Source organism: Pseudomonas sp. P39-UII1 (assembly GCF_039672635.1).
Taxonomy (GTDB): Bacteria; Pseudomonadota; Gammaproteobacteria; order Pseudomonadales; family Pseudomonadaceae; genus Aquipseudomonas.
The window spans coordinates 329,889-354,715 of record NZ_JBDFPP010000004.1 but is presented as its reverse complement, the minus strand read 5'-3'; the positions used below and the strand labels follow the sequence as shown (position 1 = coordinate 354,715).

Here is a 24,827-nt window from a genome sequence, read left to right as displayed (position 1 = left end):
TCAGCCCCGCCCAGGGCAGGCGATGGCAGCAGCCGGCGGCATACCGCCCCGGCACTTGAGCACGCGCCATTGCGCGGGCCGGGTGTCGATGGCGATGCGCAGCGCGGCCGGCGAAGGGTTGTGCGCGGCCTGTTGCGGCCGGCAGGCAAAGGCCAGCGCCTGGCCGGTTTCGGCCGCCACCTGCAGCCGCCGCAGGGCACGGTCATCGGCGCGCTCCGGCCAGCACAGCACGGCGGCGCAGCTGCCAGAGCGCAGGCACTGCTCGGCAGCCCACAGCGCATCGGCCTGCTCGGCATCCACCTGGACCAGCCAGCGTAGGTCCACGCCAGCCGCTTGCCAGGCAGGCGGGTAAGGAATGAAAGGGGGGGCGACCAGCACCACGCGCCCACCTTCGGCCGTCAGCCGCGCCAACGAGGGCCACAACAGGTGCAGCTCGCCACAACCAGGGCTGGCCAGCAACAGTTCGCTGAGCGCTGCCGCAGGCCAGCCGCCATCGGGCAGGCGCTGGTCCAGCAGGGCATGGCCGGTCGGCTGCAACCCGCTCGGGCGCACCTGGGCTTGGCGCCCCCGCCAGACCTGGCGCTGGTCGAGCAGCCGATCGAGATCGACCACCGCGCCCATCAGTCGCGCCTCAGCAGGCCGCAGAACACGCCTTCGATGAAGAACTCGCGCTCGGGGCCGACATCGATCGGCGCATAGGCCGGGTTGCGCGGCAACAGCCGGTAGCCTCCGGGCTGGCGTTGCAGGCGTTTGATGGTGACCTCGCCGTCCAGGCGAGCGACTACGATCTGGCCGTCACGGGCATCACCTTGCTGGCGGATACCCACCAGGTCACCATCGAAAATGCCGTCATCGACCATCGAGTCGCCGCGCACCTTCAGCAGGTAGTCCGGGGTACGGCGGAACAGGCTGGGGTCGAGCAGCAACTGTTCGTGAATACCCAGGTCGGGGCCGATGGGCGCCCCTGCCGCCACCTGGCCCAGCACGGGCAGTTCGAGGATCTCCGGGCGGCGCAGCGGCTCGGCCAGGCGGATGCCCCGCGCCTGGTTGGGCGTGACGTCGATGTAACCGGCCTGGCACAAGGCGGTGATGTGCTTGCGCGCGACGCTGCGCGAAGCGAAGCCGAAGCGGCTGGCGATGTCGGCAAGGCTCGGCGGCTGGCCGTGATCGCCAATGCGCTCACGGATGAATTCGAGAATGGCACGACGTTTGGGGGTTAGATTGTCCATGGAGCACATTTGTACTCTTTTCGTGGCACACTGAACAGCCCCCTTCGTCGTCAGGTTTCGCTATCATCCCCAGGCTTATGTTTTTTCAATGCCTGGATACCTGATGCTGACTGCCCTGCTGTTCGACCTCGACGGAACCCTGACCGATACCGACACCCTGCACTTGCAGGCTTTCCGCCAGTTGCTGCGTGAGCATGACGGCCGTGAACTGACCCAGGCGCAGTTCGATGCCCAGATCAGTGGCCGCGCCAATGGGCCGTTGTTTGCCGAACTGTTTGCGCAGGCAAGCGCGGCTGAATGCCTTGTACTGGCCGATCGCAAGGAGGCGCTGTTCCGTGAGCTGGCCCCGGCGCTCGAACCCATGCCGGGCTTGGTGCGCCTGCTGGAGCATGCCCAGGCCAACGGCATTGGCATGTGTGTGGTGACCAATGCACCTCGGCTCAATGCCGAGCACATGCTGGCAGCGATGGGCCTGGAGGCGCGCTTCGCGCATGTGCTGGTGGCTGAGGAGCTTGCGCGGCCGAAGCCGGATCCGCTGCCTTACTTGACTGGCCTTGAGCGCCTGGGCGCGGAGGCTGGGCAGGCGCTGGCGTTCGAGGATTCGTTGCCGGGGGTCAAGGCCGCCAGCGGTGCCGGGATTTTCACCGTTGGTATCGCCACGACCCAGACGCCAGAGCGGTTGCTGGCTGCGGGGGCGAGTTTGGTGGTGGAAGATTTCGACGATCCGCGGTTGTGGGCGGTGATTGCGCAGATGGAAGCCGGGCGGTTGGTGAAATGAGTGATGCCTTGATGTGTTCGCCGTGGGGGGGGTTGGTGTTCTTGAGATCGAGCGCCGCCGCGTGAAGCGCTTGCCTTGGGATCTTCAGCGCCTGTGAGATCGAGCGCCGCCCGCGCGGCGCATCGCGAAGCGCTTGCCTTGGGATCTTCAGCGCCCTTGAGATCGAGCGCCGCCCGCGCGGCGCATCGCGGGCAAGCCCGCTCCCACATTTGTTGCAACGTGCCATGGCCTGATAGGCCATAGTTGCCAGCCCTGTTAGCACGACGCGATTTTTTGGTTGGCGCGGCCGGCGCCCCACCTGTCTTCAGCCATGCGCCAAGGCGAACAACCATGGCCTGACTGGAACGGCGCGTTGCAACAAATGTAGGAGCGGGCTTGCCCGCGATGCGCCGCGCGGGCGGCGCTCGATCTCAAGGGCGCTTAAGATCCCAAGGCAAGCGCTTCGCGATACACCGCCCGCGCAGCGCTCTATCTCTGCATCACTGAAACGTTGTGTCATGCCCCGACAGGCATCACCCCCTGACCCCGAGCATCCCCCGCTCGACGATAAAATCAATCACCGCCTGCAAACCCTCACCTTTCTTCAGGTTGCTGAACGTCCACGGACGCTGCGGGCGCATGCGCTGGGTGTCGCGCTCCATCACCTCCAGCGAGGCGCCGACATAAGGCGCCAGGTCGGTCTTGTTGATCACCAGGAAGTCCGACTTGGTGATACCGGGGCCACCCTTGCGCGGGATCTTCTCGCCTTCGGCAACGTCAATGACATAGATGGTCAGGTCGGCCAGCTCCGGGCTGAAAGTGGCGCTGAGGTTGTCGCCGCCGCTTTCCACGAAGATCACTTCGAGGTTGCCGAACTTGCGCGCCAGCCCTTCCACGGCGGCCAGGTTCATCGAGGCATCTTCGCGGATGGCGGTGTGCGGGCAGCCGCCGGTCTCGACGCCGACGATGCGCTCAGGCTCCAGGGCACCGGCCTCGGTGAGGATGCGCTGGTCTTCCTTGGTGTAGATGTCGTTGGTGACCACAGCGATCTGGTAGTGATCACGCATGGCCTTGCACAGGCATTCGAGCAGCGCGGTCTTGCCGGAACCGACCGGGCCGCCGACACCGACGCGCAGGGGTTGCTGATAGCTTTGCATGTTGGCAGTCCTCAAGAACGGAACAAACGGGTGTATTGGGTTTCGTGACGCGATGAGGCGATGGCCAGCAGCGGCAGGCCGCCGCCAAGCTGGTCGTCGCCCAGGGCCAGGGCCTGGTCGATGACCTCGGGCAGCGCTGCGCTCAGGTCGCGCAGCAGGGTCTGGGCCCCCTGCTGGCCGAACGGGACCAACTTGACACCGGCCATGACTGCGCCCTCCAGCCAGGCGAAGGCATGCCCGAGGGCAAGCTGGCGCAGCGGGATCGACCAGTGCACGGCAAGCCAGGCCATGCCGCCCAACTGGCTGAGTTCGAGGCTGGCGCGCCAGGCCGAGGCTTGGCCCAGTTGCCAGCCGTCGAGCAAGCGCGCCAGCGCCGCGCCCCGCTGCTGCTCTTCCAGGCGCAGTTCGGCGGTTTCACGGTTGGCCAGCAGAAAACGGCTCCAGCGCGCAAACGCTTCGGCATCGTCTGCCTCACAGGCGTGGTACAGGCGCGCCAGGACCGGCCAGTCCAGGTAAGCGAGGGTGTCGTGCATCTGCTCGCGCTGCCAGGCGCTGAAGCCTTCGATGTCACGCACCCAGCCCGCCTCCACGGCCCACTCCAGCCCCTGCGAATAGGTGAAGCCACCCACCGGCAGGCCGGGGCTGGCCAGCTGCAGCAGGCGCAGCAGTGCCAGGTCGCTGTTCATCAACCGACCAGCACCAAGGCAGCACCGGCCAGCAGGCCGCCGCCGAAGGCTTTTTGCAGGCCGCTGTGGCGGCGCAGCAGGCACCCAACCGCAAAGCCCACCACCAGCAGCAGGCCGCTGACGGTGACAAAGCCGGCGCTGAACAGCCAGAACGCACTTGGCGTGGCTTCAACGCCATGGGCCCAACCATGGAACAGGGCAAATACCGGCATGGCCAAAGCCAGCAGCAACTGGCGGCTGGGCAGCAGCACGGCGGCGGCAGCCACCAGCACCGAGACCGCGATGACGGTTTCCATGCCCAGCATGCCGCCGAACAGGTGGCCGCACACGGCACCGGCGAACATCGCCGCCAGGGTCGCCAAGGGCAGGCTCAGGTTGCGACGGGTCAAGGCGGCGAGCACGCCGGTGCCCAGCAGCATCAACAGGTGGTCAAGGCCGGTCAGCGGGTGCAGCAGGCCATCGTGCAGCGGGTTGCTGTCGTGGCCAGGGTGGGCGAAAGCCGGCAGTGCGACCATCAGCAGGACAAGGGCGAGGGTTTTTTTCATTGTGGGCTCCGGTGGGCGGTTCAGGAATGCGCAGGCAGGCGCACGAAAGGATGGTCGTGGGCGTGGCCATGGCTGTGCGGGGCGCTCTGATAGGCCCCGGCTTCCGGTTCGAACGGCGCCTGCTCGGCCTCCACGGTCAAGCCCAGGCCGCGCAGCATGTCGTCCAGCACGTAGTCGTGCTGGTAGCGCAGCAAGCCGGGCTCGATCTGCAGCGGTACATGGCGGTTGCCCAGGTGATAGGCAGCGCGCGCCAGCAGGTGCGGGTCGCGGCAGCGCACCGTCGACACGGCTTCGGGTGCCGCGAGCACGCGCACCACCTGGCTGCCGCTGGCATCGGCAAGCAGCTCGCCGCCGCGCAGCAGGTGGCCGCGCTCGAGCATCAGGCCGGCCTCGCGGCCATCGTCGAGGGTCACCCGCAGTCGGCTCTTGATGCGGCTGTCGACGTCCAGGGTGACGGTGCCGGTGATCGTGTCGGATTCAGCGATCCGGCGGGTCAGGACAATCATCTTCGCTCCTTCAGAACAGGAAATAACGCTGGGCCAGCGGCAGTTCGCGGGCCGGTTCGCACACCAGCAGTTCACCGTCGGCGCGCACCTGGTAGGTTTGCGAGTCGACTTCGATCACCGGTTGCAAGGTGTTGTGGACCATGTCGGCCTTGCGCACGCGACGGCAGCCATGGGCCACGCCGATCAGGCTCTGCAGCCCCAACTCCTGGGCCAGGCCACGGTCCATGGCGGCCTGGGGCAGGAAGGTCATGCGCGTGGCATGGCGGGCGGCACCGAGTGCGCCGAACATTGGCCGGTAGTGCACGGGCTGCGGGGTCGGGATCGAGCCGTTGATGTCGCCCATGGGCGCGGTGACGATCATCCCGCCCTTGATCACCAGGGCCGGCTTGACCGCAAAGAACGCCGGCGACCACAGCACCAGGTCGGCCAGCTTGCCCACTTCGACCGAACCGACTTCATGGGCGATGCCATGGGTCAGCGCCGGGTTGAGGGTGTATTTGGCGATGTAGCGCTTGACCCGGAAGTTGTCGCTGTAGCTGCTGTCCGGCGCCAGCGGGCCGCGGCGCACCTTCATCTGGTGCGCCACCTGCCAGGTGCGCAGCACCACTTCGCCCACCCGGCCCATGGCCTGGGAGTCGGACGACGTCATGGCGAAGGCGCCCATGTCGTGGAGGATGTCTTCGGCGGCAATGGTTTCGCGGCGGATTCGCGACTCGGCAAAGGCCACGTCCTCGGCGATGCTCGGGTCCAGGTGGTGGCAGACCATGAGCATGTCCAGGTGCTCGTCCACGGTGTTGACCGTGTACGGCAGGGTCGGGTTGGTCGAGGACGGCAGCACATTGGCCTGCCCCGCCGCGCGGATGATGTCCGGGGCATGGCCGCCGCCGGCGCCTTCGGTGTGGAAGGTATGGATGGTGCGGTCACCGATGGCGGCCAGGGTGTCTTCGATGCAACCGGACTCGTTGAGCGTGTCGGTGTGGATCGCCACCTGGATGTCCATCTCTTCGGCCACGCCCAGGCAACAGTCGATGGCGGCCGGGGTCGAGCCCCAGTCCTCGTGCAGCTTCAGGCCCACGGCACCGGCGGCGATCTGCTCGCGCAGCGCTTCGGGGCGAGAGGCATTGCCCTTGCCCAGCAGGCCGATGTTGATCGGCAGGCAATCGGCGGCCTGGAGCATGCGCGCCAGGTACCACGGGCCCGGGGTGCAGGTGGTGGCGTTGGTGCCGGTGGCTGGGCCGGTGCCGCCGCCGATAAAGGTGGTGACACCGCTGGTGAGCGCTTCTTCGACCTGCTGCGGGCAGATGAAATGAATATGCGAATCGATGCCGCCCGCCGTGACGATCTTGCCTTCGGCGGCGATCACTTCGGTACCCGGCCCGACCGGCACGGTGACGCCCGGTTGTACGTCCGGGTTGCCAGCCTTGCCGATGGCGGCGATGCGCCCATGCTTGACGCCGATATCGGCCTTGACGATACCCCAGTGATCGATGATCAACGCGTTGGTCAGCACTAGGTCCATGGCTTCGGCAGCGAGCATCTGGCCCTGGCCCATGCCATCGCGGATGACCTTGCCACCGCCGAACTTGACCTCTTCGCCATAAATGGTGAAGTCCTTCTCCACCTCCACCCACAACGCGGTGTCTGCCAGGCGCACGCGGTCGCCGACGGTGGGGCCGAACATGTCGGCATAGGCGCGGCGCGAAATACGGCTCATGCCCTGCCCTCCAGCGCGCCCATCACCTTGCCCTGAAAACCGTAGACCTCGCGTTTGCCGGCATAGGCCACCAGGTGCACGGTGCGTGATTGCCCGGGTTCGAACCGCACTGCAGTGCCGGCCGGGATGTCGAGGCGAAAGCCACGGCTCGGCCCACGGTCGAACACCAGCGCGTCGTTGACCTCGAAGAAGTGGTAATGCGAACCGACCTGCACCGGCCGGTCGCCATGGTTGGCCACGCTGACGCTGACCGTTTCACGGCCGACATTGAGTTCGATGTCGCCGGCGGCGGTCTGGATTTCACCTGGAATCATGCTGGGCTCCTCAGCCAGGTCAGACGATGGGGTCATGCACGGTCACCAGTTTGGTGCCGTCTGGGAACGTGGCTTCAACCTGCACGTCATGGAGCATCTCGGCGACACCGCTCATGACCTGTTCGCGGCCGATCACTTCACGGCCCAGGCTCATCAGCTCGGCCACCGTGCGGCCATCGCGCGCGCCTTCGAGCACGGCGGCGCTGATCAGCGCTACCGCCTCCGGGTAGTTGAGCTTCAGGCCACGGGCCAGGCGCCGTTCCGCCAGCAATGCAGCGGTGAACAGCAACAGTTTGTCTTTCTCTCTTGGGGTCAGCTCCATGGCGCTCTCTCAGGTAGCCCAGATGCGCGGCGGGCACGCGGGCAGGCCGAGAACGGCCGGCCGCAGCACGTGCCAGAGGCGCTGCAGGGTGTGTTGCAGGTGTTGGTTGTCGTGGTCGAGCAGGCGGATCACCAACAGCGGGCCGAGCAAGGTCGCGCCTGCGGGGGTGTCGAGTTCATCGAGCAGCGACCGCACCTGTTCCAATACGCACGGGTCGGCCGGTGACGCGCAGAACGTCGCCACCAGCGGGTGCCCGCCGAGCTTGTCAAGCTGGCCACCGGTGATACGCAGGCGTTCATGCAGGCCAGGCTCGCCGGGCAGTTCGATGCTCAGTCGGCTATCCAGTGCGCCATGCTCGAAGCATTCGCCCATGACCGGCCGCCCCAGGCACAGGGTTTCCCAGGCCAGCAAGCGGGCGCCGGGTTCGAGGGTGAAGCGGCTGTCGAGGTTGGCGCGGGCGCCGGAGAAGAAAATGCTGTCCTGCGGTAGCCACTCCAGCGTGCTGTCGGCTTGCAGGTGAAAGCGCTGGGTCAGCCACGCGGTGGGGCCGATACTGCGGTAGAACTTGCTGGCACCGGGCATGGTCAGCAGCGCATGGCTACCCGGCTCCAGGTGGATGTCCAGGTCCAGGCGGTCCCCTGCGACGATGCCGCCAGGCGGGTGCAGCACATAAACGTGGCACGGCGCGCCTTCCGGATAGAACGGGCGCTGCACCAAAAGCGGGCCGAAATGCCGGCGCGCACCAAGGCGGGTCACGCCACCGCGTGCGATGAAGCGCAACTGCAGGTGGGCGCTCCAGCCCGCATCCTGTTCAGATTGTTCGAGGCGTTCTGCCAGAAACATCCTATAGCCCCTGATATTCATGGCCCATGGCCGTTACGAGGGTCGGGGGCCGCGCACGGAGGCGCTGCAGGCCTGACCACTCGATCAATTTCGATTGGCTGGGATATAGCAGTTTGCGGGCCAACTACGCAGGTGAAGGCGCATGAAACTTTTGCGCAGAGGCTCTGGCATAGGGCACACAGGCGCATCACGCACGATACGAGGGCGGTCACCGGCCCTGTTTCGGTGCCGGCGCCAAGCCGCTGCGGAGGCCAGGCGAGACAGCCAGGCGGGAGAAAACGTAGACTGCCCTGCAGTGCACTCAGCCTACGGCCAAGGAACCGCCATGCCCCTCGCCCCTGCAATCCCCGTCCTGCGCATCTTTTCGGTCGACAAGGCCAGGGAGTTCTACTTCGACTTCCTCGGTTTCACGCTGGACTGGGAACACCGCTTCAGCCCCGACTTGCCGCTTTATATGCAAATTCACCGTGACGGGCTGATCCTGCACCTGAGCGAGCACCATGGCGACGCCTGCCCAGGCTCAACGGTCTTCGCCCGTTCCGATGAACTGCTGGCCCTGGAGCGCGAACTGCAGGACAAACAGTACGGCTACGCCCGGCCACACGCCGCCCGCGTCGACTGGGGCCTGGAAATGCTGGTGCGCGACCCGTTCGGTAACCTATTGCGCTTCTGTCAGCAAATCGACGAAGAGGCCGCGCAATGAAAGTACCGGGCAAACGCGAGCTGGCGCGCCTGGAGCGCGAACTGGTCGCCTGCCTGACCGACGCCTGCGAAACTGCCAAGGCGGAAATTGTCGGGTTTACCTGGCTGACTCACCGCCTGGATGCTGACGAGTTCCCCACCAGCCTGCGCATCACCTGGGTCTTCGAACGCGAAGCGGACAAGGCCGCAGCGCTGGCGGGGGAAGCGAAAGCGCGCATGCTCAAGCTGACGGCCCAGGCTCTCGACGAGGCAGGTGTGCAATTGGACCACCCGGCCTGGCATGTGCGTTTTGACAGTGAAGAGGCCTGTGCACGCAGCCATGCCGGCGACTGGAACAGGCGCTTGCAAGGGCGCTGAAGTCAACCGGCGAGCGGTGCTTTACCCGCCCTCGCCTGTCCGTTAGGCTCACGTATTCCGCTTCACGAGGTATTCGTCCAATGCGCCATTGATGCCGCCGTCCTGTTCGACGGCCAGCTTTCAGCCTCCGGCTTGCGCCGGGGATGTCGCGGCATGAGTGGAGTTGTGCATGACGAATACGTCGACCCTGACGCTGGACAGCGTCTCTCTGGTTTTGCCTGATGGCAGGCCCCTGTTTACCAACCTGAACGAGTGCTTCGACCAACGCCCGACCGGCATGGTCGGGCGCAATGGCGTGGGCAAAAGCCTGCTGGGGCAGATCCTTGCCGGCCTGCGTTTGCCCAGCAGCGGCCGCTGCTTGCGCCATGGCAGGGTGCATTACTTGGATCAACAGGTGATTCGGCAAAGCGTGCGCGTCGCCGACCTTGCCCAGGTCGGCGCTGTGATCGCCGCGTTGCAGCGCATCGAACACGGCAGCATCGACCCGCGCGACTTCGACACCGTGGGCGAACATTGGGATATCCGCGAGCGGCTGCATATGCTGCTTGATCGCCACGGCATGGGCCACCTCACCCCCGATTACCCCGCTGCCGACCTCAGCGGAGGCCAGGCCATGCGCATCGCCCTGCTTGGTGCCTGGCTCAACGATGCCGATTACCTGATTCTGGACGAACCCAGCAACCACCTTGACGGTGAAGGCCGCGGACAACTGCTGGCCATGATCAAAGCGTGGGGCCGGGGTTTGCTGGTGATCAGCCATGACCGCAGCTTGCTCGCACATATGGCGCGTATCGTCGAGCTGTCGAGCCTCGGCCTGCAGTCATTCGGTGGCAATTACAGCTTCTATGAGCAACACAAGGCCGACCAGCGTGAGCAGGCCCAGCACGCACTCGCCCACGCGAGGCATGAACGCCAGCGCCAGGCCCGCGAACTGCAAGCGCAGCGTGAACGCCTGGAGCGCCACCAGGCACGCGCTCGCCATCACGCAAAAACCGCCAACCAGGCAAAGATACTCATCGACCGCCAGCAGGAACGTAGCCAGGCCACGGCAGGCAAACAGCGCCGCGACCATGGCGACGCGCTGCGGGCGCTGCAAACGCAGGTACAAGCAGCGGCGCTACAGGTCGAGCAAAACAGCGCGATCACGCTTCATGCGCCGAAACCGCAACGGCACACAGGGCGCGAAGTGGTCGCACTGCAGGGCGTAGTGCTACCGCGCGGCAGCGCCGAACCGATCGACCTGCGCGTGTGCCTGGGCCAGCGGCTGGGGCTGGTCGGTACCAATGGCAGCGGCAAGTCGACGCTGCTCAAGGTGCTGTGCAATACGTTGCCCATCAAGGCCGGCAGCGTCCGCTTGAGCGCCGAAGTAGCGATGCTCGACCAAAACTGCGGCTCACTGCCTGGGCAGCAGACAGTACTTGAACACCTGCGCGAGGCTAATCCGACATTGCAACCAGGCCTTCTGCGCACACGGCTGGCCCACTTGGGCCTCGATGCCGCGCGCATCGAGCTGCCCAGTGGCCTGCTCAGCGGCGGCGAGCGCCTCAAGGCCGCGTTGGCGGGCGTGCTTTACCGCGAACGGGCAGTGGATCTGCTGTTACTCGACGAGCCGGGCAACCACATGGACCTGCCGTCGCTTGAAGCGCTGCAGACTATGCTGCGGCATTTTCAGGGGGCAATGATAGTGGCTTCCCATGATTGCGTGTTTCTTCAGCAGCTCGAGCTGGACGGGTATCTGCAACTACCCTCGCCGGTGCTGAACCCGAGATAACCACCAATTCGTGACTGGCCGTTCCCGATCCGCGACGGATGTATTATCGTGGCGAGGTGCGCAAATAACAGCAGCCTGAGCGATCAGGCATCTGCAAGACAAACGAGGGTGTCATGAGTAACGAGATTAACTGGGACAAGCTTGGCTTCGACTACATCAAGACTGACAAGCGCTACCTGTCCGTGTTTCGCGATGGCGAGTGGGACAAAGGCACCCTGACAGAAGACAATGTGCTGCACATCAGCGAAGGTTCGACCGCCCTGCACTACGGCCAACAGTGCTTTGAAGGCATGAAGGCCTACCGTTGCAAGGACGGCTCCATCAACCTGTTCCGTCCCGACCAGAACGCCCTGCGCATGCAGCGCAGCTGCGACCGCCTGCTGATGCCGCGCGTGCCAACCGAACAGTTCATCGAAGCCTGCAAACAGGTGGTCAAGGCCAACGAGCGTTTTGTCCCGCCGCATGGCAAGGGTGCCTTGTACCTGCGCCCATTCGTGATTGGCGTGGGTGACAACATCGGTGTGCGCACCGCACCGGAGTTCATTTTCTCGGTCTTTGCCATACCGGTCGGCTCCTACTTCAAAGGCGGCATGACGCCGCACAAGTTCCTGATCTCCGACTACGACCGCGCCGCGCCACAAGGCACCGGCGCCGCCAAAGTCGGTGGCAACTACGCTGCCAGCCTGCAACCAGGCTACGAGGCAAAGAAAGCCGGCTTTGCCGACTGTATCTACCTCGACCCGCTGACCCACAAGAAAATCGAGGAAGTCGGTTCTGCGAACTTCTTCGGTATCACCGCAAACAACGAGTTCGTTACACCGAAGTCGGCGTCGGTGCTGCCGGGCATCACCCGCTTGTCGCTGATGGAGCTGGCCGAATCGCGCCTGGGGCTCACAGTCATCGAAGGGGACGTTGAGATCAACAACCTCGAGCGGTTCGTCGAAGCTGGCGCCTGCGGCACTGCCGCGGTTATCACCCCGATCGGTGGCATCCAGTACAACGGCAAGCTGCATGTGTTCCACAGCGAAACCGAAGTCGGCCCGGTTACCCAAAAGCTCTACAACGAGCTGACCGGCATCCAGAGCGGTGACGTCGAAGCGCCGGCTGGCTGGATCGTCAAGGTCGCCTGAGCCGCTGCGCCACGCTGAACCACGGGGCATGCCAGGCACTGGCATGCCCCGTTTTGTTTTCCGGCCGTGGGTAGATGAATTTTTCTTAAATCGCCGTTTGGCTATTCTTTGGCACAATCAAGTCTCCAATAAACGCCCAGGAACCAGCATGACACGCGTACTGACCATCGAAGACGACGCCGTCACCGGCCAGGAAATCGTCGCCGAACTCACCAGCCATGGTCTGGATGTGGATTGGGCCGACAACGGCCGCGAGGGCCTGGCCAAGGCCATTGCCGGCGGGTACGACCTGATAACCCTGGACCGCATGCTGCCCGAGGTCGATGGCCTGACCATCGTCACCACCCTGCGCAACCTGAAAATCGCCACGCCAATCCTGATGATCAGCGCGCTGTCCGACGTCGATGAGCGCGTGCGCGGCCTGCGTGCCGGCGGCGATGACTACCTGACCAAGCCGTTCGCCTCCGACGAGATGGCCGCTCGGGTCGAAGTGCTGCTGCGGCGCAACAGCGTACCAATGACCCAGACCCGCCTGCAGGTCGCCGACCTGCAGCTGGACCTGATCAGCCACGAGGCGAGGCGCGGCGAGCAGACGCTCAACCTGCTGCCCACCGAGTACAAGCTGCTGGAATACCTGATGCGCCACAGTGGCCAGGTGATCACGCGGATGATGATCTTCGAAGAAGTCTGGGGCTATCACTTCGACCCCGGCACCAACCTGATCGACGTGCACATCGGCCGCCTGCGCAAGAAGATCGATTCCCCCGGGCAGTCGCCGCTGATCCGTACCGTACGGGGCTCCGGCTATGCCATTGCTGAACCCGTCTAAGGGCTGGAGCTCCTCGACCAGCCGCCTGCTGGCGCTGTACAGCTTCCTCTTCGTGGCCTGGAGCAGCATCCTCATGGGGGTGCTGTACTTCGAGGTTTCAAGCTACCTGAACAAACTCACCCGCCACTCCATGCTGCAGCGCCAGCACCTGTTCGCGCACATGAGCGGCAAGCAGCTGGATGACGCCCTGATCGCCAGCCAGGCGTTCGAAGAGCGCGCCTTCGATGCCTACGGCCTGTTCGACGCCCAGCTCAACCCGATTGGCGGGCGCATCCGTGCCATTCCGCCAGAGCTTGGCATGGACGGCAAGGTACACGAGCTCAAGCGCTGCCTGGATGCCGATGACCCGCACATGCCCCGTGACAGCTGCGACGCAGTGGCCATCAAGGTGCAGGACGGCCGCTGGCTGGTGCTGTTCCGCGACAACGGCTCGCTGTTCGTGGTCACCCGCATCATCCTGCATGCATTGCTGTGGGGCATCTCACTGACCCTGATTCCCGGCTTTGCCGGCTGGTACCTGCTGCGGCGCAGGCCGTTGAAGCGCATTCGCGCGATCCAGGCCCAGGCCGAGCTGATTGTCGCCGGCGACCTCACCCACCGCCTGCCGCTGTCGGCGCGGCGCGACGAACTGGACATGCTGGCCGACATCGTCAACGCCATGCTCGACCGCATCGAACGGCTGATGCACGAGGTAAAGGGTGTGTGCGACAACATTGCCCATGACCTGCGCACGCCGCTGACGCGTCTGCGCGCACAGCTGTACCGCATTCGCCAGCAAAGCCCGGTTGATTCACCGCAAGCCGAGGCACTGGAGCAAGCCATCGGTGAAACCGATACCCTGATGGCACGGTTTCGCGGTTTGTTGCGCATCAGTGAGCTGGAAGACCGCCAGCGCCGGGCCGGTTTCGTGCAGTTGGACCCGCATGATCTGCTGGTGGAGCTGCACGATTTCTACTTGCCGTTGGCCGAGGACGGCGGCATTCGCCTGAACCTGCAGCAGCCTGCGCAGTTGCCGGCATTGCATGGGGACCGTGAATTACTGTTCGAGGCATTGGCCAACCTGGTGGGCAATGCCATCAAGTTCACGCCTGAAGGCGGGCGGGTGGGCATTACCGCGACCCAGGACGATGCGGGCGTGCATATCGCCATCGAGGACAGTGGGCCAGGGATTCCCGAAGAAGAGCGAACTGCAGTGCTGAAGCGGTTCTATCGCAGCGAGGAAGGCCACCGCCATGCGGGGTTCGGGCTGGGGTTGTCGATCGTTGCGGCGATCGTCGACCTGCATGGGTTTGGGCTGGAGATTGGCGAAAGTGAGTTGGGTGGGGCGAAGCTGGTGTTGCATTGCCCGCTGGCGGGGCCAGGCAAGTAAAGCCTGGGGCTGCCTTGCAGCCCATCGCGGGCAAGCCCGCTCCTACAGGGACCGCGCTTGCCCGCGATGGGCCGCAGAGCGGCCCCCATTTACATCAGTCAGCCAGGCGCCAGGTAGTCGCGCCCTTGCTGTCTTCCAGCACCACGCCCATGGCGGTCAGCTGGTCACGGATACGGTCGGACTCGGCCCAGTTCTTGTCCGTCCGCGCCTGCAGCCGGGCCTGGATCAAAGCCTCGACTTCAGCCGCGTCAACCTTGCCCTCTGCCCCTGCACGCAGGAAGTCATCGGCGTCCAGTTGCAGCACACCCAGCACATCACCCAGCTCACGCAGGCGACCGGCCAGGCCAGCAGCGGCTTCAGGGTCGCTGTCGCGCAGGCGGTTGATCTCGCGCACCAGGTCGAACAACACGGCGCAGGCTTCCGGGGTGCCGAAGTCGTCGTTCATCGCTACGCTGAAGCGCTCGACAAACCCTTCGCCACCCTTGGCCGCCACCCGCGGCAGGCCGCGCAGTGCGTGATAGAAGCGCTCCAGGGCGCCCTTGGCATCACGCAGGCTGTCTTCGGAGTAGTTGATGGCACTGCGGTAGTGGCTGGCCACCAGCAGGTAGCGCACCACCTCCGGGTGGTACACGTCGAGTACGTCACGGATGGTGAAGAAGTTGTTCAACGACTTGGACATCTTCTCGCCATTGATCCGGATCATGCCGCAGTGCATCCAGGCATTGGCGTACTGCTTGCCGGTGGCCGCTTCGCTTTGGGCGATCTCGTTCTCGTGGTGCGGGAACTCCAGGTCGCTGCCACCACCATGGATGTCGAAGCTCTCGCCCAGGCAGCAGGTGGACATCACCGAGCACTCGATGTGCCAGCCCGGCCGGCCCGGGCCCCATGGCGATTCCCAGCTCGGCTCGCCCGGCTTGACGCCTTTCCATAGCACGAAGTCCAGCGGGTCTTGCTTGGCCTCGTCGACTTCGATGCGGGCACCGATGCGCAGGTCTTCGATCTTCTTGCGCGACAGCTTGCCGTAGCCGACGAACTTGCCGACCCGGTAGTACACGTCGCCGTTGCCCGGCGCGTAGGCGTAGCCCTTGTCGATCAAGGTCTGGATCATGGCGTGCATGCCGGCGATATGGTCGGTGGCACGCGGCTCCATGTCCGGCTTGAGGATGTTCAGGCGGCGCTCGTCCTCGTGCATCGCGTCGATCATGCGGGCGGTCAATGCGTCGAACGCTTCACCGTTTTCGTTGGCCCGGTTGATGATCTTGTCGTCGATGTCGGTGATGTTGCGCACGTAGGTCAGCTCGTAACCGCTCTTGCGCAGCCAGCGGGTGACCAGGTCGAAAGCCACCATGCTGCGGCCGTGGCCCAGGTGGCAGTAGTCGTACACGGTCATGCCGCAGACGTACATGCGCACCTTGTTGCCATCGAGCGGCTTGAAGGCTTCCTTGGTCTTGCTCAGCGTGTTGTAGATGTTTAGCACGGCGGTTCCTTAGCTGCCCCAGGAGTCACGCAGGGTGACGGTGCGGTTGAACACCGGGCGGCCCGGCTGGCTGTCCTTGAGGTCGGCGCAGAAGTAGCCTTCGCGCTCGAACTGGAAGCGGTCTTCCGGCTGTGCCTGGCCCAGCGACGGCTCGGCGCGGCAACCGGTGAGCACTTGCAGCGAATCCGGGTTGATGTTGTCGAGGAAGCTGGCGCCCTCCTCGGCCTTCTCCGGGTTCGGCGAACGGAACAGGCGGTCGTACAGGCGCACTTCGCATTCGACGCTGGCGTCTGCCGGCACCCAGTGGATCACGCCCTTGACCTTGCGGCCCTCGGGGTTCTTGCCCAGGGTGTCCGGGTCGTACGAGCAGCGCAGCTCGACGATGTTGCCGTCAGCATCCTTGATCGCTTCGTCGGCGCGGATCACGTAGCTGCCGCGCAGGCGCACTTCACCGGCCGGCTCCAGGCGCTTGTAGCCCTTCGGCGGTTCTTCCATGAAGTCGTCACGGTCGATGTACAGCTCGCGGGCGAACGGCAGCACGCGTACACCCATGTCTTCCTTCGGGTGGCGCGGCAGCTCGAGCTGCTCGACCTGGCCTTGCGGGTAGTTGGTGATGACCACTTTCAGCGGGCGCAGCACGCACATGGCGCGCGGCGCGGTGCGGTCGAGGTCGTCACGGATGCTGAATTCGAGCATCGACATGTCGACCACGCCGTCGGAGCGGTTGGTGCCGACCATCTCGCAGAAGTTGCGGATAGAGGCAGGGGTGTAGCCGCGACGGCGGAAGCCCGACAGGGTCGACATGCGCGGGTCATCCCAGGCGCTTACGTGCTTTTCGTCGACCAGCTGCTTGAGCTTGCGCTTGGAGGTGATGGTGTAGTTCAGGTTCAGGCGGCTGAACTCGTACTGGCGCGGGTGCGCCGGTACCGGCAGGTTATCGAGGAACCAGTCGTACAGCGGGCGATGGCCTTCGAACTCCAGGGTGCAGATCGAGTGGGTGATGCCTTCGATGGCATCGGACTGCCCATGGGTGAAGTCGTAGTTCGGGTAGATGCACCACTTGTCACCGGTCTGGTGGTGGTGGGCGTGGCGGATGCGGTACAGGATCGGGTCGCGCAGGTTCATGTTCGGCGACGCCATGTCGATCTTGGCACGCAGCACGCGCTCGCCGTCCTTGAACTCGCCGGCCTTCATGCGCGCGAACAGGTCGAGGTTGTCTTCGACGCTGCGCTCGCGGAACGGGCTGTTCTTGCCAGGCTCGGTCAGGCTGCCGCGGTATTCCTTGGCCTGATCAGGGGTCAGGTCGCAGACATAGGCCTTGCCACGCTTGATCAGTTCAACGGCCCAGTCGTGCAGCTGGTCGAAGTAGTTGGAGGCATAACGCACGTCGCCGGCCCAGTCGAAGCCCAGCCATTTGACGTCGCGCTGGATGGCGTCGATGTATTCCTGGTCTTCCTTGGCCGGGTTGGTGTCGTCGAAGCGCAGGTGACAGACGCCGCCGAACTCCTTGGCCAGGCCGAAGTTGACGCAGATCGACTTGGCATGGCCGATATGCAGGTAGCCATTGGGCTCCGGCGGAAAACGAGTGACGATGCTGCTGTGCTTGCCCGAGTCCAGGTCGGCCTGGATGATCGGCCGCAGGAAGTTCGCAGGGACGGCGGGGGCGCCTTTGGCAGCGGCGTTGGGCGCGTTGTCGGCAGTGGGCTTGCTCATAGGATCCTTGAATGCACGTGTCCGGCCTGGGTAGGCCGATTGAATCAAAGGGCCTATCATAGCCGAAGCAGTCAAGCTGCTGACAGCCAGGCCCGGACAAACTGCCGTGATTTATCGCAGCTTTTTGCCGCAGGCTGGCAAAATGGCCAGTGCGCGCCATGTGTCGCGGTCGCCCGATGTTGCGTCAGGTGACTAAAGGCGCACTGCGCACCCTAATTCCCGAATGCCATGAAAGAGCGAATTTCAGCATGTCCAAAGTCAAACTGAGCACCAACCACGGCGACATCGTCCTGCAACTGAATGCCGAGAAGGCGCCACTGACCGTCGCCAACTTCATCGAGTACGTCAAAGCTGGCCACTTCACCAACACCGTGTTCCACCGTGTGATCAAGGGTTTCATGATCCAGGGTGGCGGTTTCGAACCGGGCATGAACGAGAAGCGTGACAAGCGTCCGAGCATCCAGAACGAAGCCGACAACGGCCTGAAAAACAACAAGTACACCATTGCCATGGCCCGCACCATGGACCCGCATTCGGCCTCCGCGCAGTTCTTCATCAATGCTTCGGACAACGATTTCCTCAACCACAGCGGCAAGAACACCCAGGGCTGGGGCTACGCGGTATTCGGTGAAGTGGTCGAAGGCACTGAAGTCGTCGACGCCATCGAAAAGGTCGCCACCGGCTCCAAGGCTGGCCACCAGGACGTGCCGAAAGACGACGTGATCATCGAGAAAGCCGAGATCATTGAGTGATACTGCTGATCTCTGATCTGCACCTGCAAGAAGAACGCCCGGACATTACCCGGGCGTTTCTTGATCTGCTCGACGGCCGCGCACGGCATGCCAAGGCGCTGTACATTCTGGGCGACTTCTTTGAAGCCTGGATCGGCGACGACGCCATGACGCCCTTTCAGCAGTCGATCTGCCAGGCCCTGCGCCAGCTGAGCGACAGTGGTACGGCGGTCTACCTGATGCACGGCAACCGTGATTTCCTGATTGGCCAGGACTTCTGCAAGGCCGCTGGTTGTACGCTGCTGGCCGACCCGAGTGTGATCGAACTGGGCGGTGAGCAGGTGTTGCTGATGCATGGCGACACCTTGTGCACCCGCGACCTGGCCTACATGAAAATGCGCCGCTACCTGCGCAACCCGCTGAGCCTGTGGATCTTGCGGCATCTGCCGCTTGCCACCCGGCAGAAGCTGGCACGCAAGCTGCGCAGCGAAAGCCGCGCACAAACGCGCATGAAGGCGACCGAAATCGTCGACGTCACGCCTGAGGAAGTGCCGAAGGTGATGGCGGCGCACGGTGTGAAAACGCTGGTGCATGGCCACACCCACCGGCCGGCTATTCACAAGCTGGTGGTCAACGGTGAGCCGGCCCGGCGCATCGTGCTGGGCGATTGGGACCGTCGCGGCTGGACCCTGCAGGTAGATGCGCAGGGCTTTCAGCTGGAGCCGTTCGAGTTTTCCTGAAACTGCTCGCTTTGCCGTTGCAGCCTCATCGCCGGCAAGCCGGCTCCCACAAGGTACTTCACTGCTCCCAAGAGCAGCGGTTTACCTGTGGAAGCCGGCTTGCCGGCCCCCACAAGGTACTTCACTGTTCCCGAGAGCAGCGGTTTACCTGTGGGAGCCGGCTTGCCGGCGATGAGGGCGGTGCGGATTACAACTCAGGGCTGGCGCGCCACCGCAGCCTTGTCCCGCTCACTGATCACATACTGCCGATACTCAGGGTCAGCCTTGATCTGCGCCTCGGTGAACGGGATGGGCGCCAGCTGCTTGGCCGAGAACGCCTTGGTCTGATCGCTCGAATGCGCCGAAGCGGCTTCGCTGGACTGCGAGAACGCCAACAATCCCCGGGCCTGCGGCCCTTTGTCGGTAAAGCTCACCAGCTGCAGGTAACTGGTGCCGCTGACCACCAGGCGCTTGCCTGGCCCATGGGGCACGCTGAAGATCGCGTTGTACACGCCCAACCCCTGCGGGCCACCGGGCACCGGCGTACCATCGGCCGCTTGCTGGATCTGCCCCCAACGGCTGTCTTCGGTAACACCGGCCTTGGCGACCTGTTGCAGTGAAGCCAGCGCCGCTTCGCGCAGCAAGGTGCGCACCGCCGCCTGCTCGACCGCCAACCCACGCGGGGTGTGTTGCGGGTCTGCCGGGTCAAATGCCACTCGCCAGCTTTGCGGGTGCTTGATCAAGGTGTCGACGATATTCTGGAAGTGCACCAGGCCAATGCCACTGTTCAGGTCTGCCTTGCCGTTCCAGCTCGCCAGGCTCGCGCAAAGTGCCTGCAGATCAGCCTCGGCACCTTTGCACCATTGCTGCAGGTCCGGCAGCACCAGGCTGGCCATGTAGACTTCGTCATCCATCACCATGCGCTGCAGGTCGTCCACGCCCAGCTTGGCATTGCTTTGCAGGCGCTCAAGGGCGAAGCGCCCGCGCATGCCCAGTGGCTGGTCATTGCGGCTGACCAGTGGTGAGTAGCCGGTCAACGGCTGCGCCGGGTTGGTCATCCAGGCGGGGTCGTTGGAGCTCTGTACGAAATCGTTGCGTTCCAGGCTGGGTAGCAGGTGTGCAGGGAAGATACCAGGCTGGGCTGCCTGCGCATCGACCTTCCACTGGCAGGCGCTGCGCGAGCCATCCAGTACCACCAGCGGCCCTTGCGCCGCTGGGTTGCTGCACTGGTTCAACAACGGCTGGTCCACATACGGCACTACCGACTGGTTCAAGTACAGCGCCCGGCCCCCGGCATCGACGGCCAGGGTATTGACCCAAGGGATACCTTGCAGTTGCTCGATCGAGCCCTTCAGAGCGTCCAGGCTGTCGGCGCGGTTGATGCGATACCACTGCTGCAATACACGGGTATTGTCCAGGTTGGCGTCACGCAGGCTATAGGCCGCCTGGTTGTCCCACTCCAGGCGACCGGGCCACTGCACCACCGGCCCGAACTTCGAGCTGTAGACCTGTCGCTGCACTTGGTTCAGCGTGCCATCCGCAGCCTTGACCGTGACGCTGACGGCCTGGCGAGCCAGCGGCAATGACTGGCCATCGTACAGGTAGCGCGTAGGGTCCTTCGGGTCCAACTGCAAACGGTAGAGGGTGAAGTGCTTGGACGTGTCGACCGTGTGGGTCCAGGCCAGGTGGCGATTGAAGCCGATGTTCACCACGGGCAGGCCCGGCAGTGCCGCGCCCATCACATCCAGCTGGCCGGGGATGGTCAGTTGCATCTGGTAGAAACGCATCCCGCCCATCCATGGGAAATGCGGGTTGGCCAGCAGCAGGCCACGGCCGTTGGCGGAACGGTCTGCACCCACCGCAACGGCATTGCTGCCACGCTCGGAGGCGAAGCGCTGTTGCTGGGCCAATGCCGCGCCAAAGCCGGGCGCGGCCTGCTGGCTCGCCAACTGGGGCGGCTGCGCAGCCGCTACTGCTTCGGCAAACTGGCCCAGTCCGCCCTCCGCCAACAGCCGGCGGGTCAGTTTGATCAGGTCGAGGCTGGTAATCGGCCGCAGCCACTCACCATCGCCGCACTCGGCCGGCAAGCCCTGGCTGCGCCGTTCACCCAGCGCACGGTTGAAACCACTGGCATAGCCCTCCAGCAGATCACGCACCGTGGCGGGCTGAGCCTGGAGGAAGCCGCTCACGGCAGCCGGTGTATTCAGCCAGGTGAAAAACAGGTCGCTGGCCAGGTTGTCGCGCTGTTCGAGGGTTTTGCCCTGCGCACCAAAGTAGCGAGAGCGTTCACCGTTGACCGTCAGCACTTCGTTGGCCAGCAGGCACAGATTGTCCTGAGCGTAGGCATAGCCGATACCGTAACCGAGGCCACGCTCGTCCTTGGCCACGATGTGCGGCACACCGAAACTGGTACGGCGAATCTGGGCACTGGCGTCAGTGCTGGTTTCCCGCGCCTGCACGGCAATGCTGGAGGCGACCAGCGCAGCCGCCAGGCTCGCGCAAGTCAGGGGGCGTGGAATAGAGAACACGGGCATTCCTCGGAGACAGGGATCATTCCAGATCAGACGAGTGGCCAGATGAAAATTTTACGCAAGTTGCGCAGCAGGATCGTCTTCTTCAAACGACAGGCAACTTTTTTCACGCTCAGGCTGCAGATTTGCCGCCCTCATTCGTCCTAGTAAGTGAGGCACCCATATTTCGGGTTAGTCCACGAAAAGGAGCATTCACATGTACAACCCGCAACCCTCATTGCAGACCGGGCGCGCCCCGGCCAAGGCGGACAAAGGACAGGACGCCTGCGGGGAAGAGCGTGTCGGCAATGAGCAGATCCGCGAGCTGTTGCGCACCTATGGCCTGCGCACCAGCTTGATCCGCCTGAAGGTCATCGACGCCCTGCACACTGCAGGCCGCGATGGCCGCAGCATTGGCGTGCGTGGCGTGCACGCGCAACTCGAGCAACTGGACATTCCGCTGTCGTTCCTCAGCGTACGTGAGGTACTCAAGCGCCTGTGCACGGAAGGTGTCATCAGCCTTGGCAATGACAAGTGCTACAGCCTCAACCCGCAAGCGCGCGCGGTGCTCGACCAGCCCTCGCCGCGCTGATGCAGGGCCGGCCAGGTCTGGCCGGCCGGCATGGTCAAGGTTTGACCTTGCGCCGCATGATCCCGTTGATCACCACAACCACCACCGCGATGGCGATAGCCAGCATCTGGAAGGTCTGTTCACTGATCGTGCCCTGTTTCTGCAGGTGAGACAGGCCCAGCATGAGGCCCAGCACCACCAGGATGATCAGAAGGGAATATTTGAGGCGCTGCACGTGTGTCATCGATAGTTCCTTGCTACATCGGGGGCAAATGGCTCGCAATGAGCCGCGGCAATGATACAACGCCTGTGGGTTACGGCGCTGCATTTCCTGCTTAGCGTTGCCCACCAAGCCTGAAAGCATTGGGCCCCAACCCAATGCCGGAGGCGTCATGTTCAAACCCGCCCTGTTTACCTTGCTGATACTGCCCTCACTCCCCGCCCACGCGCTGGACACCCACCCGCTACCGCCTGAACAATTGCTCACGCTGGGCACCAAGCTGGCTGCCCACGCCGGCAGCAACCAATGGCAGCAGTTGTGGCAGCGAACCCGCGCAGCTGGCCATTTGCAACCCGAACCTGGGCGCGCCTACTTCACGCTATCGCAAGCGCAATTGCCACAGCTTGCCCGCGAGACCTTGACCAAGGCAGACCAGGTCGAAGCCCAGAACAATACCTTCGCACTCTACCGCCGCGCTTTCCCTGGGCAGGTCGTCGGCATGCTCGATGAGCAACCCCTCAATGCCTTCTGCCTCGTCATCGACTGGCGCAGCCTGCCCCAGAACATGACCGACTCCCCCTATGCCTATCTCAGCAGCGCAAGCCTGGTGCAGGGCTACCCCTGCCCTTGAGGGTACCGGCACCCTCACTGCTCGTGGAAAAGCGACCTATTGAGAAATCAATGCCTTAAGGGCGGCGGTGAAGCGATGTCCTACAAACAGCTAAACCGTTGCCTTCAAATAGCGCTCACGGAGGCTACAAACACCAGCCCACTTGGCGCCTAGCGACGGTATTCGTCGCTCACTGACAATTCAGCCATGCCAACGACTGAACAGCGCTGGTAATCGCTGACCCGCCCCGGGTCTTCAAAGCATCGCGCCCCACCTACCGCGAGGGAGCCTCCCATGGAATTGCCAGATCTCACCGCCATCGACATCAGCCAACTGCCGCATTCGCTGCAGGCCTTGATCGAATGCGTCGGTATTGAAAACGCCTACCAGCTGACCTGCGCCTACGGTGGCAGGCCCAAGTACATCCCCAAGCACCGCGAACGGACCAAGCTCGCTGACGTACTCCCTGGCGCAGCCCTCGATGCCTTGATCAAGCGCTTTGCCGGCGTGGCCCTGGAAATCCCCAAGGCAGACCACTTCCTGCGGCAGTTGCGCAACCTGCAAATCCAGAAAGAAAGCGCTGATGGCTTGTCACGCAGCCTGCTGGCCGACAAGTACGGCTTGAGCCTGCGCCAGATCGGCAACATCCGCCGTCAAGAGCCTTGCGCTCGCTGACGGCAATCACCCTGGCCGCCCGTTGACGGCCACATTTGCAACATCAACCACAGAAAGAGAATCCCGCTATGTCCATAGACAGCAGCCTTATCGGATCCGTCATCAATGCCTTGCCCATGGACCGGATGATCGCCGGCCCGCTTCAAGCCATGGTTCAGGCTCAGGTCACTGCAAGCAAGTCCTATGCCGACTTCCTCATGCAGGTGTGCGTGCAGGACGGCAAGGCGGTCGCCATCCAGTTCGACTATGACGAAACCATCGTCGATGAGCAGGGCGACTACAAAGGTATCGTCAGCAAGTCCATGAAGGTGCCGCTGATGGCGGCCATCACCCACCCGAACATTGTCATCGAAGAGGGTAAAGTCGAGTTCGAACTGACCATCAGCCAGGCGGCCGAAGATTTCAGCGATTCTGCCAAGAGCGGCGACATTGCTGGCGCCCTGGGCTGGGGCCCGTTCAAGCTGGAGATGAAAGGCAGCATTAGCCACAAGTCCACGCAAACCCGCAAGACCGATACCCGCGCCCGCTATGCATTCAATACCACGTTGCGCCGCCAGGATCCGCCAGAGGCGATGATGAGGGTCATCGATTTTCTTACCGATGCCGCCACCAAGCCGACGGTTGTGCCCAAGGCGACCCTGGCAAGCCCTGACGCCATTTCGACCGACGGTGTCCTGACGGGTACACCGTCGCCAGCCAACAATCAGCCGGCAACCCCGACTCCATAACTGGCGTCAATTATCAGCAGCCCCCCTGAATGACCGCCCCGCTGCCACGGCGGGGCGCTCCTGCCCCTGGAGCGATTGATTGGAAAAGCCACCAGCCCCCATGACAGCCATTGACCTTCGGGATATCACCCGGGGCCTTCAAGAAGCCGCAGCAGCCACCAACAGCCTTATTGCCCAGCAATACATCAACCTGTTCGACCAGTTCTTCGATATCGACCCCCAGGCCCTCGGCGCGCCAATGAAGGCCAAGATGGTGGAAGTCGCCATGGACGAAAACCATATTATTCGCGTGCCATTGTTCGCCCTGGTTTCGCCCAAGGGGCTGGCCTTGGAGCGCATGCAGGTTGACCTATCGGTGCGGGTGAATAGCACGGAGGCCCTTCGCGCCCTGCAGGCGGAAAGCGAGCGCGACAGCACCGCAGCCTTCAAGGTGACGATCGGCGCGCAGGGCCGCCAGGGTGATGCCCGCGACCCCGATGAAGTGCAGATCCGCATGCAGTTTCAAGCCAGCGAACCGCCCGAAGCCCTCAATCGCCTGATCGAGGAATACACCAAGCTGATCACCCCCGCCCGCAAGCCCCGCATCCCGCCTGCCACCGACACCAACGAGTTCGTCGAGGCTGCAACCGTACGCTGACGGCA

At 63.9% G+C, this 24,827-nt stretch carries 28 protein-coding genes; 14 read left to right on the top strand and 14 right to left on the bottom strand.

The genetic code is table 11. From position 1 onward, the window contains the following. Together imuA and lexA are read right to left on the bottom strand one after the other, a co-directional pair. A complete protein-coding gene (gene imuA, locus ABEH27_RS08675; RefSeq protein ID WP_346613170.1) occupies positions 1-621 on the bottom strand; it encodes a translesion DNA synthesis-associated protein ImuA in 621 nt (206 codons plus the stop codon). Further along, positions 621-1,238, bottom strand: coding sequence for a transcriptional repressor LexA (lexA, locus tag ABEH27_RS08670; protein ID WP_346613169.1), 618 nt, complete (start codon positions 1,236-1,238; stop codon positions 621-623). The genes imuA and lexA overlap by 1 nt, the downstream gene beginning before the upstream one ends. 94 nt (positions 1,239-1,332) lie before the next feature. Between lexA and ABEH27_RS08665 the strand changes: the two genes are divergently transcribed. Beyond that, a complete protein-coding gene (locus ABEH27_RS08665; protein ID WP_346613168.1) occupies positions 1,333-2,007 on the top strand; it encodes an HAD-IA family hydrolase in 675 nt (224 codons plus the stop codon). Positions 2,008-2,519: 512 nt separating this feature from the next. On the opposite strand, the gene ureG is transcribed toward ABEH27_RS08665, so the two are convergent. The 8 genes from ureG to ABEH27_RS08625 are packed head-to-tail and all read right to left on the bottom strand — an operon-like array spanning position 2,520 to position 8,073. Further along, a complete protein-coding gene (gene ureG / locus ABEH27_RS08660) occupies positions 2,520-3,143 on the bottom strand; it encodes an urease accessory protein UreG (protein ID WP_008093751.1) in 624 nt (207 codons plus the stop codon). An 11-nt stretch (positions 3,144-3,154) separates the two neighbouring features. Beyond that, positions 3,155-3,829, bottom strand: a complete 675-nt coding sequence (locus ABEH27_RS08655; RefSeq protein WP_346613167.1) for an urease accessory UreF family protein — start codon at positions 3,827-3,829, stop codon at positions 3,155-3,157. Further along, on the bottom strand, positions 3,829-4,374 hold the full coding sequence (locus ABEH27_RS08650; RefSeq protein WP_346613166.1) for a HupE/UreJ family protein: 546 nt from the start codon (positions 4,372-4,374) through the stop codon (positions 3,829-3,831). Before ABEH27_RS08650 ends, ABEH27_RS08655 begins: the two co-directional genes overlap by 1 nt. Positions 4,375-4,394: 20 nt before the next feature. After that, positions 4,395-4,880 (bottom strand): urease accessory protein UreE, encoded by a 486-nt coding sequence (ureE, locus tag ABEH27_RS08645; RefSeq protein ID WP_346613165.1) that lies wholly within the window; start codon positions 4,878-4,880, stop codon positions 4,395-4,397. 10 nt (positions 4,881-4,890) lie between these two features. Further along, positions 4,891-6,594, bottom strand: coding sequence for an urease subunit alpha (gene ureC / locus ABEH27_RS08640; protein WP_346613164.1), 1,704 nt, complete (start codon positions 6,592-6,594; stop codon positions 4,891-4,893). Next, on the bottom strand, positions 6,591-6,908 hold the full coding sequence (locus ABEH27_RS08635; protein WP_346613163.1) for an urease subunit beta: 318 nt from the start codon (positions 6,906-6,908) through the stop codon (positions 6,591-6,593). The genes ureC and ABEH27_RS08635 overlap by 4 nt, the downstream gene beginning before the upstream one ends. Positions 6,909-6,927: 19 nt before the next feature. Continuing rightward, entirely contained in the window at positions 6,928-7,230 is a 303-nt protein-coding gene (locus ABEH27_RS08630) for an urease subunit gamma (protein WP_346613162.1), read from the bottom strand. A 9-nt stretch (positions 7,231-7,239) separates the two neighbouring features. Beyond that, positions 7,240-8,073 carry an urease accessory protein UreD gene (locus tag ABEH27_RS08625; protein ID WP_346613161.1) on the bottom strand — a complete coding sequence of 278 codons (834 nt, stop codon included), beginning with the start codon at positions 8,071-8,073 and terminating at the stop codon, positions 7,240-7,242. 325 nt (positions 8,074-8,398) lie between these two features. Between ABEH27_RS08625 and ABEH27_RS08620 the strand changes: the two genes are divergently transcribed. From ABEH27_RS08620 to ABEH27_RS08595, 6 genes are all read left to right on the top strand, one after another. Further along, positions 8,399-8,776: a glyoxalase superfamily protein gene (locus ABEH27_RS08620; RefSeq protein WP_346613160.1), complete on the top strand. Its 378-nt coding sequence runs from the start codon at positions 8,399-8,401 to the stop codon at positions 8,774-8,776. Continuing rightward, the gene (locus tag ABEH27_RS08615; RefSeq protein ID WP_346613159.1) at positions 8,773-9,132 is read left to right on the top strand and encodes a hypothetical protein; all 360 of its coding nucleotides are present in this window, start codon (positions 8,773-8,775) and stop codon (positions 9,130-9,132) included. The genes ABEH27_RS08620 and ABEH27_RS08615 overlap by 4 nt, the downstream gene beginning before the upstream one ends. A gap of 169 nt (positions 9,133-9,301) precedes the next feature. Then, positions 9,302-10,903, top strand: a complete 1,602-nt coding sequence (locus tag ABEH27_RS08610) for an ATP-binding cassette domain-containing protein (RefSeq protein ID WP_346613158.1) — start codon at positions 9,302-9,304, stop codon at positions 10,901-10,903. A 113-nt stretch (positions 10,904-11,016) separates the two neighbouring features. After that, positions 11,017-12,033: a branched-chain amino acid aminotransferase gene (locus ABEH27_RS08605; RefSeq protein ID WP_346613157.1), complete on the top strand. Its 1,017-nt coding sequence runs from the start codon at positions 11,017-11,019 to the stop codon at positions 12,031-12,033. A 148-nt stretch (positions 12,034-12,181) separates the two neighbouring features. Further along, positions 12,182-12,862, top strand: coding sequence for a response regulator transcription factor (locus ABEH27_RS08600; protein WP_346613156.1), 681 nt, complete (start codon positions 12,182-12,184; stop codon positions 12,860-12,862). After that, on the top strand, positions 12,840-14,231 hold the full coding sequence (locus ABEH27_RS08595) for a HAMP domain-containing sensor histidine kinase (RefSeq protein ID WP_346613155.1): 1,392 nt from the start codon (positions 12,840-12,842) through the stop codon (positions 14,229-14,231). Before ABEH27_RS08600 ends, ABEH27_RS08595 begins: the two co-directional genes overlap by 23 nt. Positions 14,232-14,325: 94 nt before the next feature. Here ABEH27_RS08595 and cysS read toward each other — a convergent pair whose 3' ends face one another. After that, positions 14,326-15,708: a cysteine--tRNA ligase gene (cysS, locus tag ABEH27_RS08590; protein WP_346613154.1), complete on the bottom strand. Its 1,383-nt coding sequence runs from the start codon at positions 15,706-15,708 to the stop codon at positions 14,326-14,328. Between the two features lie 9 nt (positions 15,709-15,717). After that, on the bottom strand, positions 15,718-17,421 hold the full coding sequence (locus ABEH27_RS08585; protein WP_346613153.1) for a glutamine--tRNA ligase/YqeY domain fusion protein: 1,704 nt from the start codon (positions 17,419-17,421) through the stop codon (positions 15,718-15,720). Positions 17,422-17,669: 248 nt separating this feature from the next. On the opposite strand from ABEH27_RS08585, the gene ABEH27_RS08580 reads away from it, so the two are divergent. Both ABEH27_RS08580 and ABEH27_RS08575 read left to right on the top strand, forming a co-directional pair. After that, entirely contained in the window at positions 17,670-18,173 is a 504-nt protein-coding gene (locus ABEH27_RS08580; RefSeq protein ID WP_346613152.1) for a peptidylprolyl isomerase, read from the top strand. Beyond that, on the top strand, positions 18,170-18,892 hold the full coding sequence (locus ABEH27_RS08575) for a UDP-2,3-diacylglucosamine diphosphatase (RefSeq protein ID WP_346613151.1): 723 nt from the start codon (positions 18,170-18,172) through the stop codon (positions 18,890-18,892). The genes ABEH27_RS08580 and ABEH27_RS08575 overlap by 4 nt, the downstream gene beginning before the upstream one ends. A 194-nt stretch (positions 18,893-19,086) precedes the next feature. Here ABEH27_RS08575 and ABEH27_RS08570 read toward each other — a convergent pair whose 3' ends face one another. Further along, entirely contained in the window at positions 19,087-21,399 is a 2,313-nt protein-coding gene (locus ABEH27_RS08570) for an acylase (protein WP_346613150.1), read from the bottom strand. 199 nt (positions 21,400-21,598) lie between these two features. On the opposite strand from ABEH27_RS08570, the gene ABEH27_RS08565 reads away from it, so the two are divergent. Continuing rightward, complete coding sequence (locus tag ABEH27_RS08565) at positions 21,599-21,973, top strand: fe2+ zn2+ uptake regulation protein (protein ID WP_346613149.1); 375 nt, start codon at positions 21,599-21,601, stop codon at positions 21,971-21,973. 34 nt (positions 21,974-22,007) lie between these two features. On the opposite strand, the gene ABEH27_RS08560 is transcribed toward ABEH27_RS08565, so the two are convergent. Then, positions 22,008-22,196 carry a hypothetical protein gene (locus ABEH27_RS08560; RefSeq protein ID WP_346613148.1) on the bottom strand — a complete coding sequence of 63 codons (189 nt, stop codon included), beginning with the start codon at positions 22,194-22,196 and terminating at the stop codon, positions 22,008-22,010. Between the two features lie 148 nt (positions 22,197-22,344). On the opposite strand from ABEH27_RS08560, the gene ABEH27_RS08555 reads away from it, so the two are divergent. From ABEH27_RS08555 to ABEH27_RS08540, 4 genes are all read left to right on the top strand, one after another. Beyond that, positions 22,345-22,803, top strand: coding sequence for a hypothetical protein (locus ABEH27_RS08555; RefSeq protein WP_346613147.1), 459 nt, complete (start codon positions 22,345-22,347; stop codon positions 22,801-22,803). Positions 22,804-23,076: 273 nt separating this feature from the next. Beyond that, positions 23,077-23,457, top strand: a complete 381-nt coding sequence (locus tag ABEH27_RS08550) for a Mor transcription activator family protein (RefSeq protein ID WP_346613146.1) — start codon at positions 23,077-23,079, stop codon at positions 23,455-23,457. Between the two features lie 68 nt (positions 23,458-23,525). Continuing rightward, positions 23,526-24,185 (top strand): DUF2589 domain-containing protein, encoded by a 660-nt coding sequence (locus ABEH27_RS08545; protein WP_346613145.1) that lies wholly within the window; start codon positions 23,526-23,528, stop codon positions 24,183-24,185. Between the two features lie 79 nt (positions 24,186-24,264). Further along, the gene (locus tag ABEH27_RS08540) at positions 24,265-24,822 is read left to right on the top strand and encodes a DUF2589 domain-containing protein (RefSeq protein WP_346613144.1); all 558 of its coding nucleotides are present in this window, start codon (positions 24,265-24,267) and stop codon (positions 24,820-24,822) included. Positions 24,823-24,827: the final 5 nt, after the last annotated feature.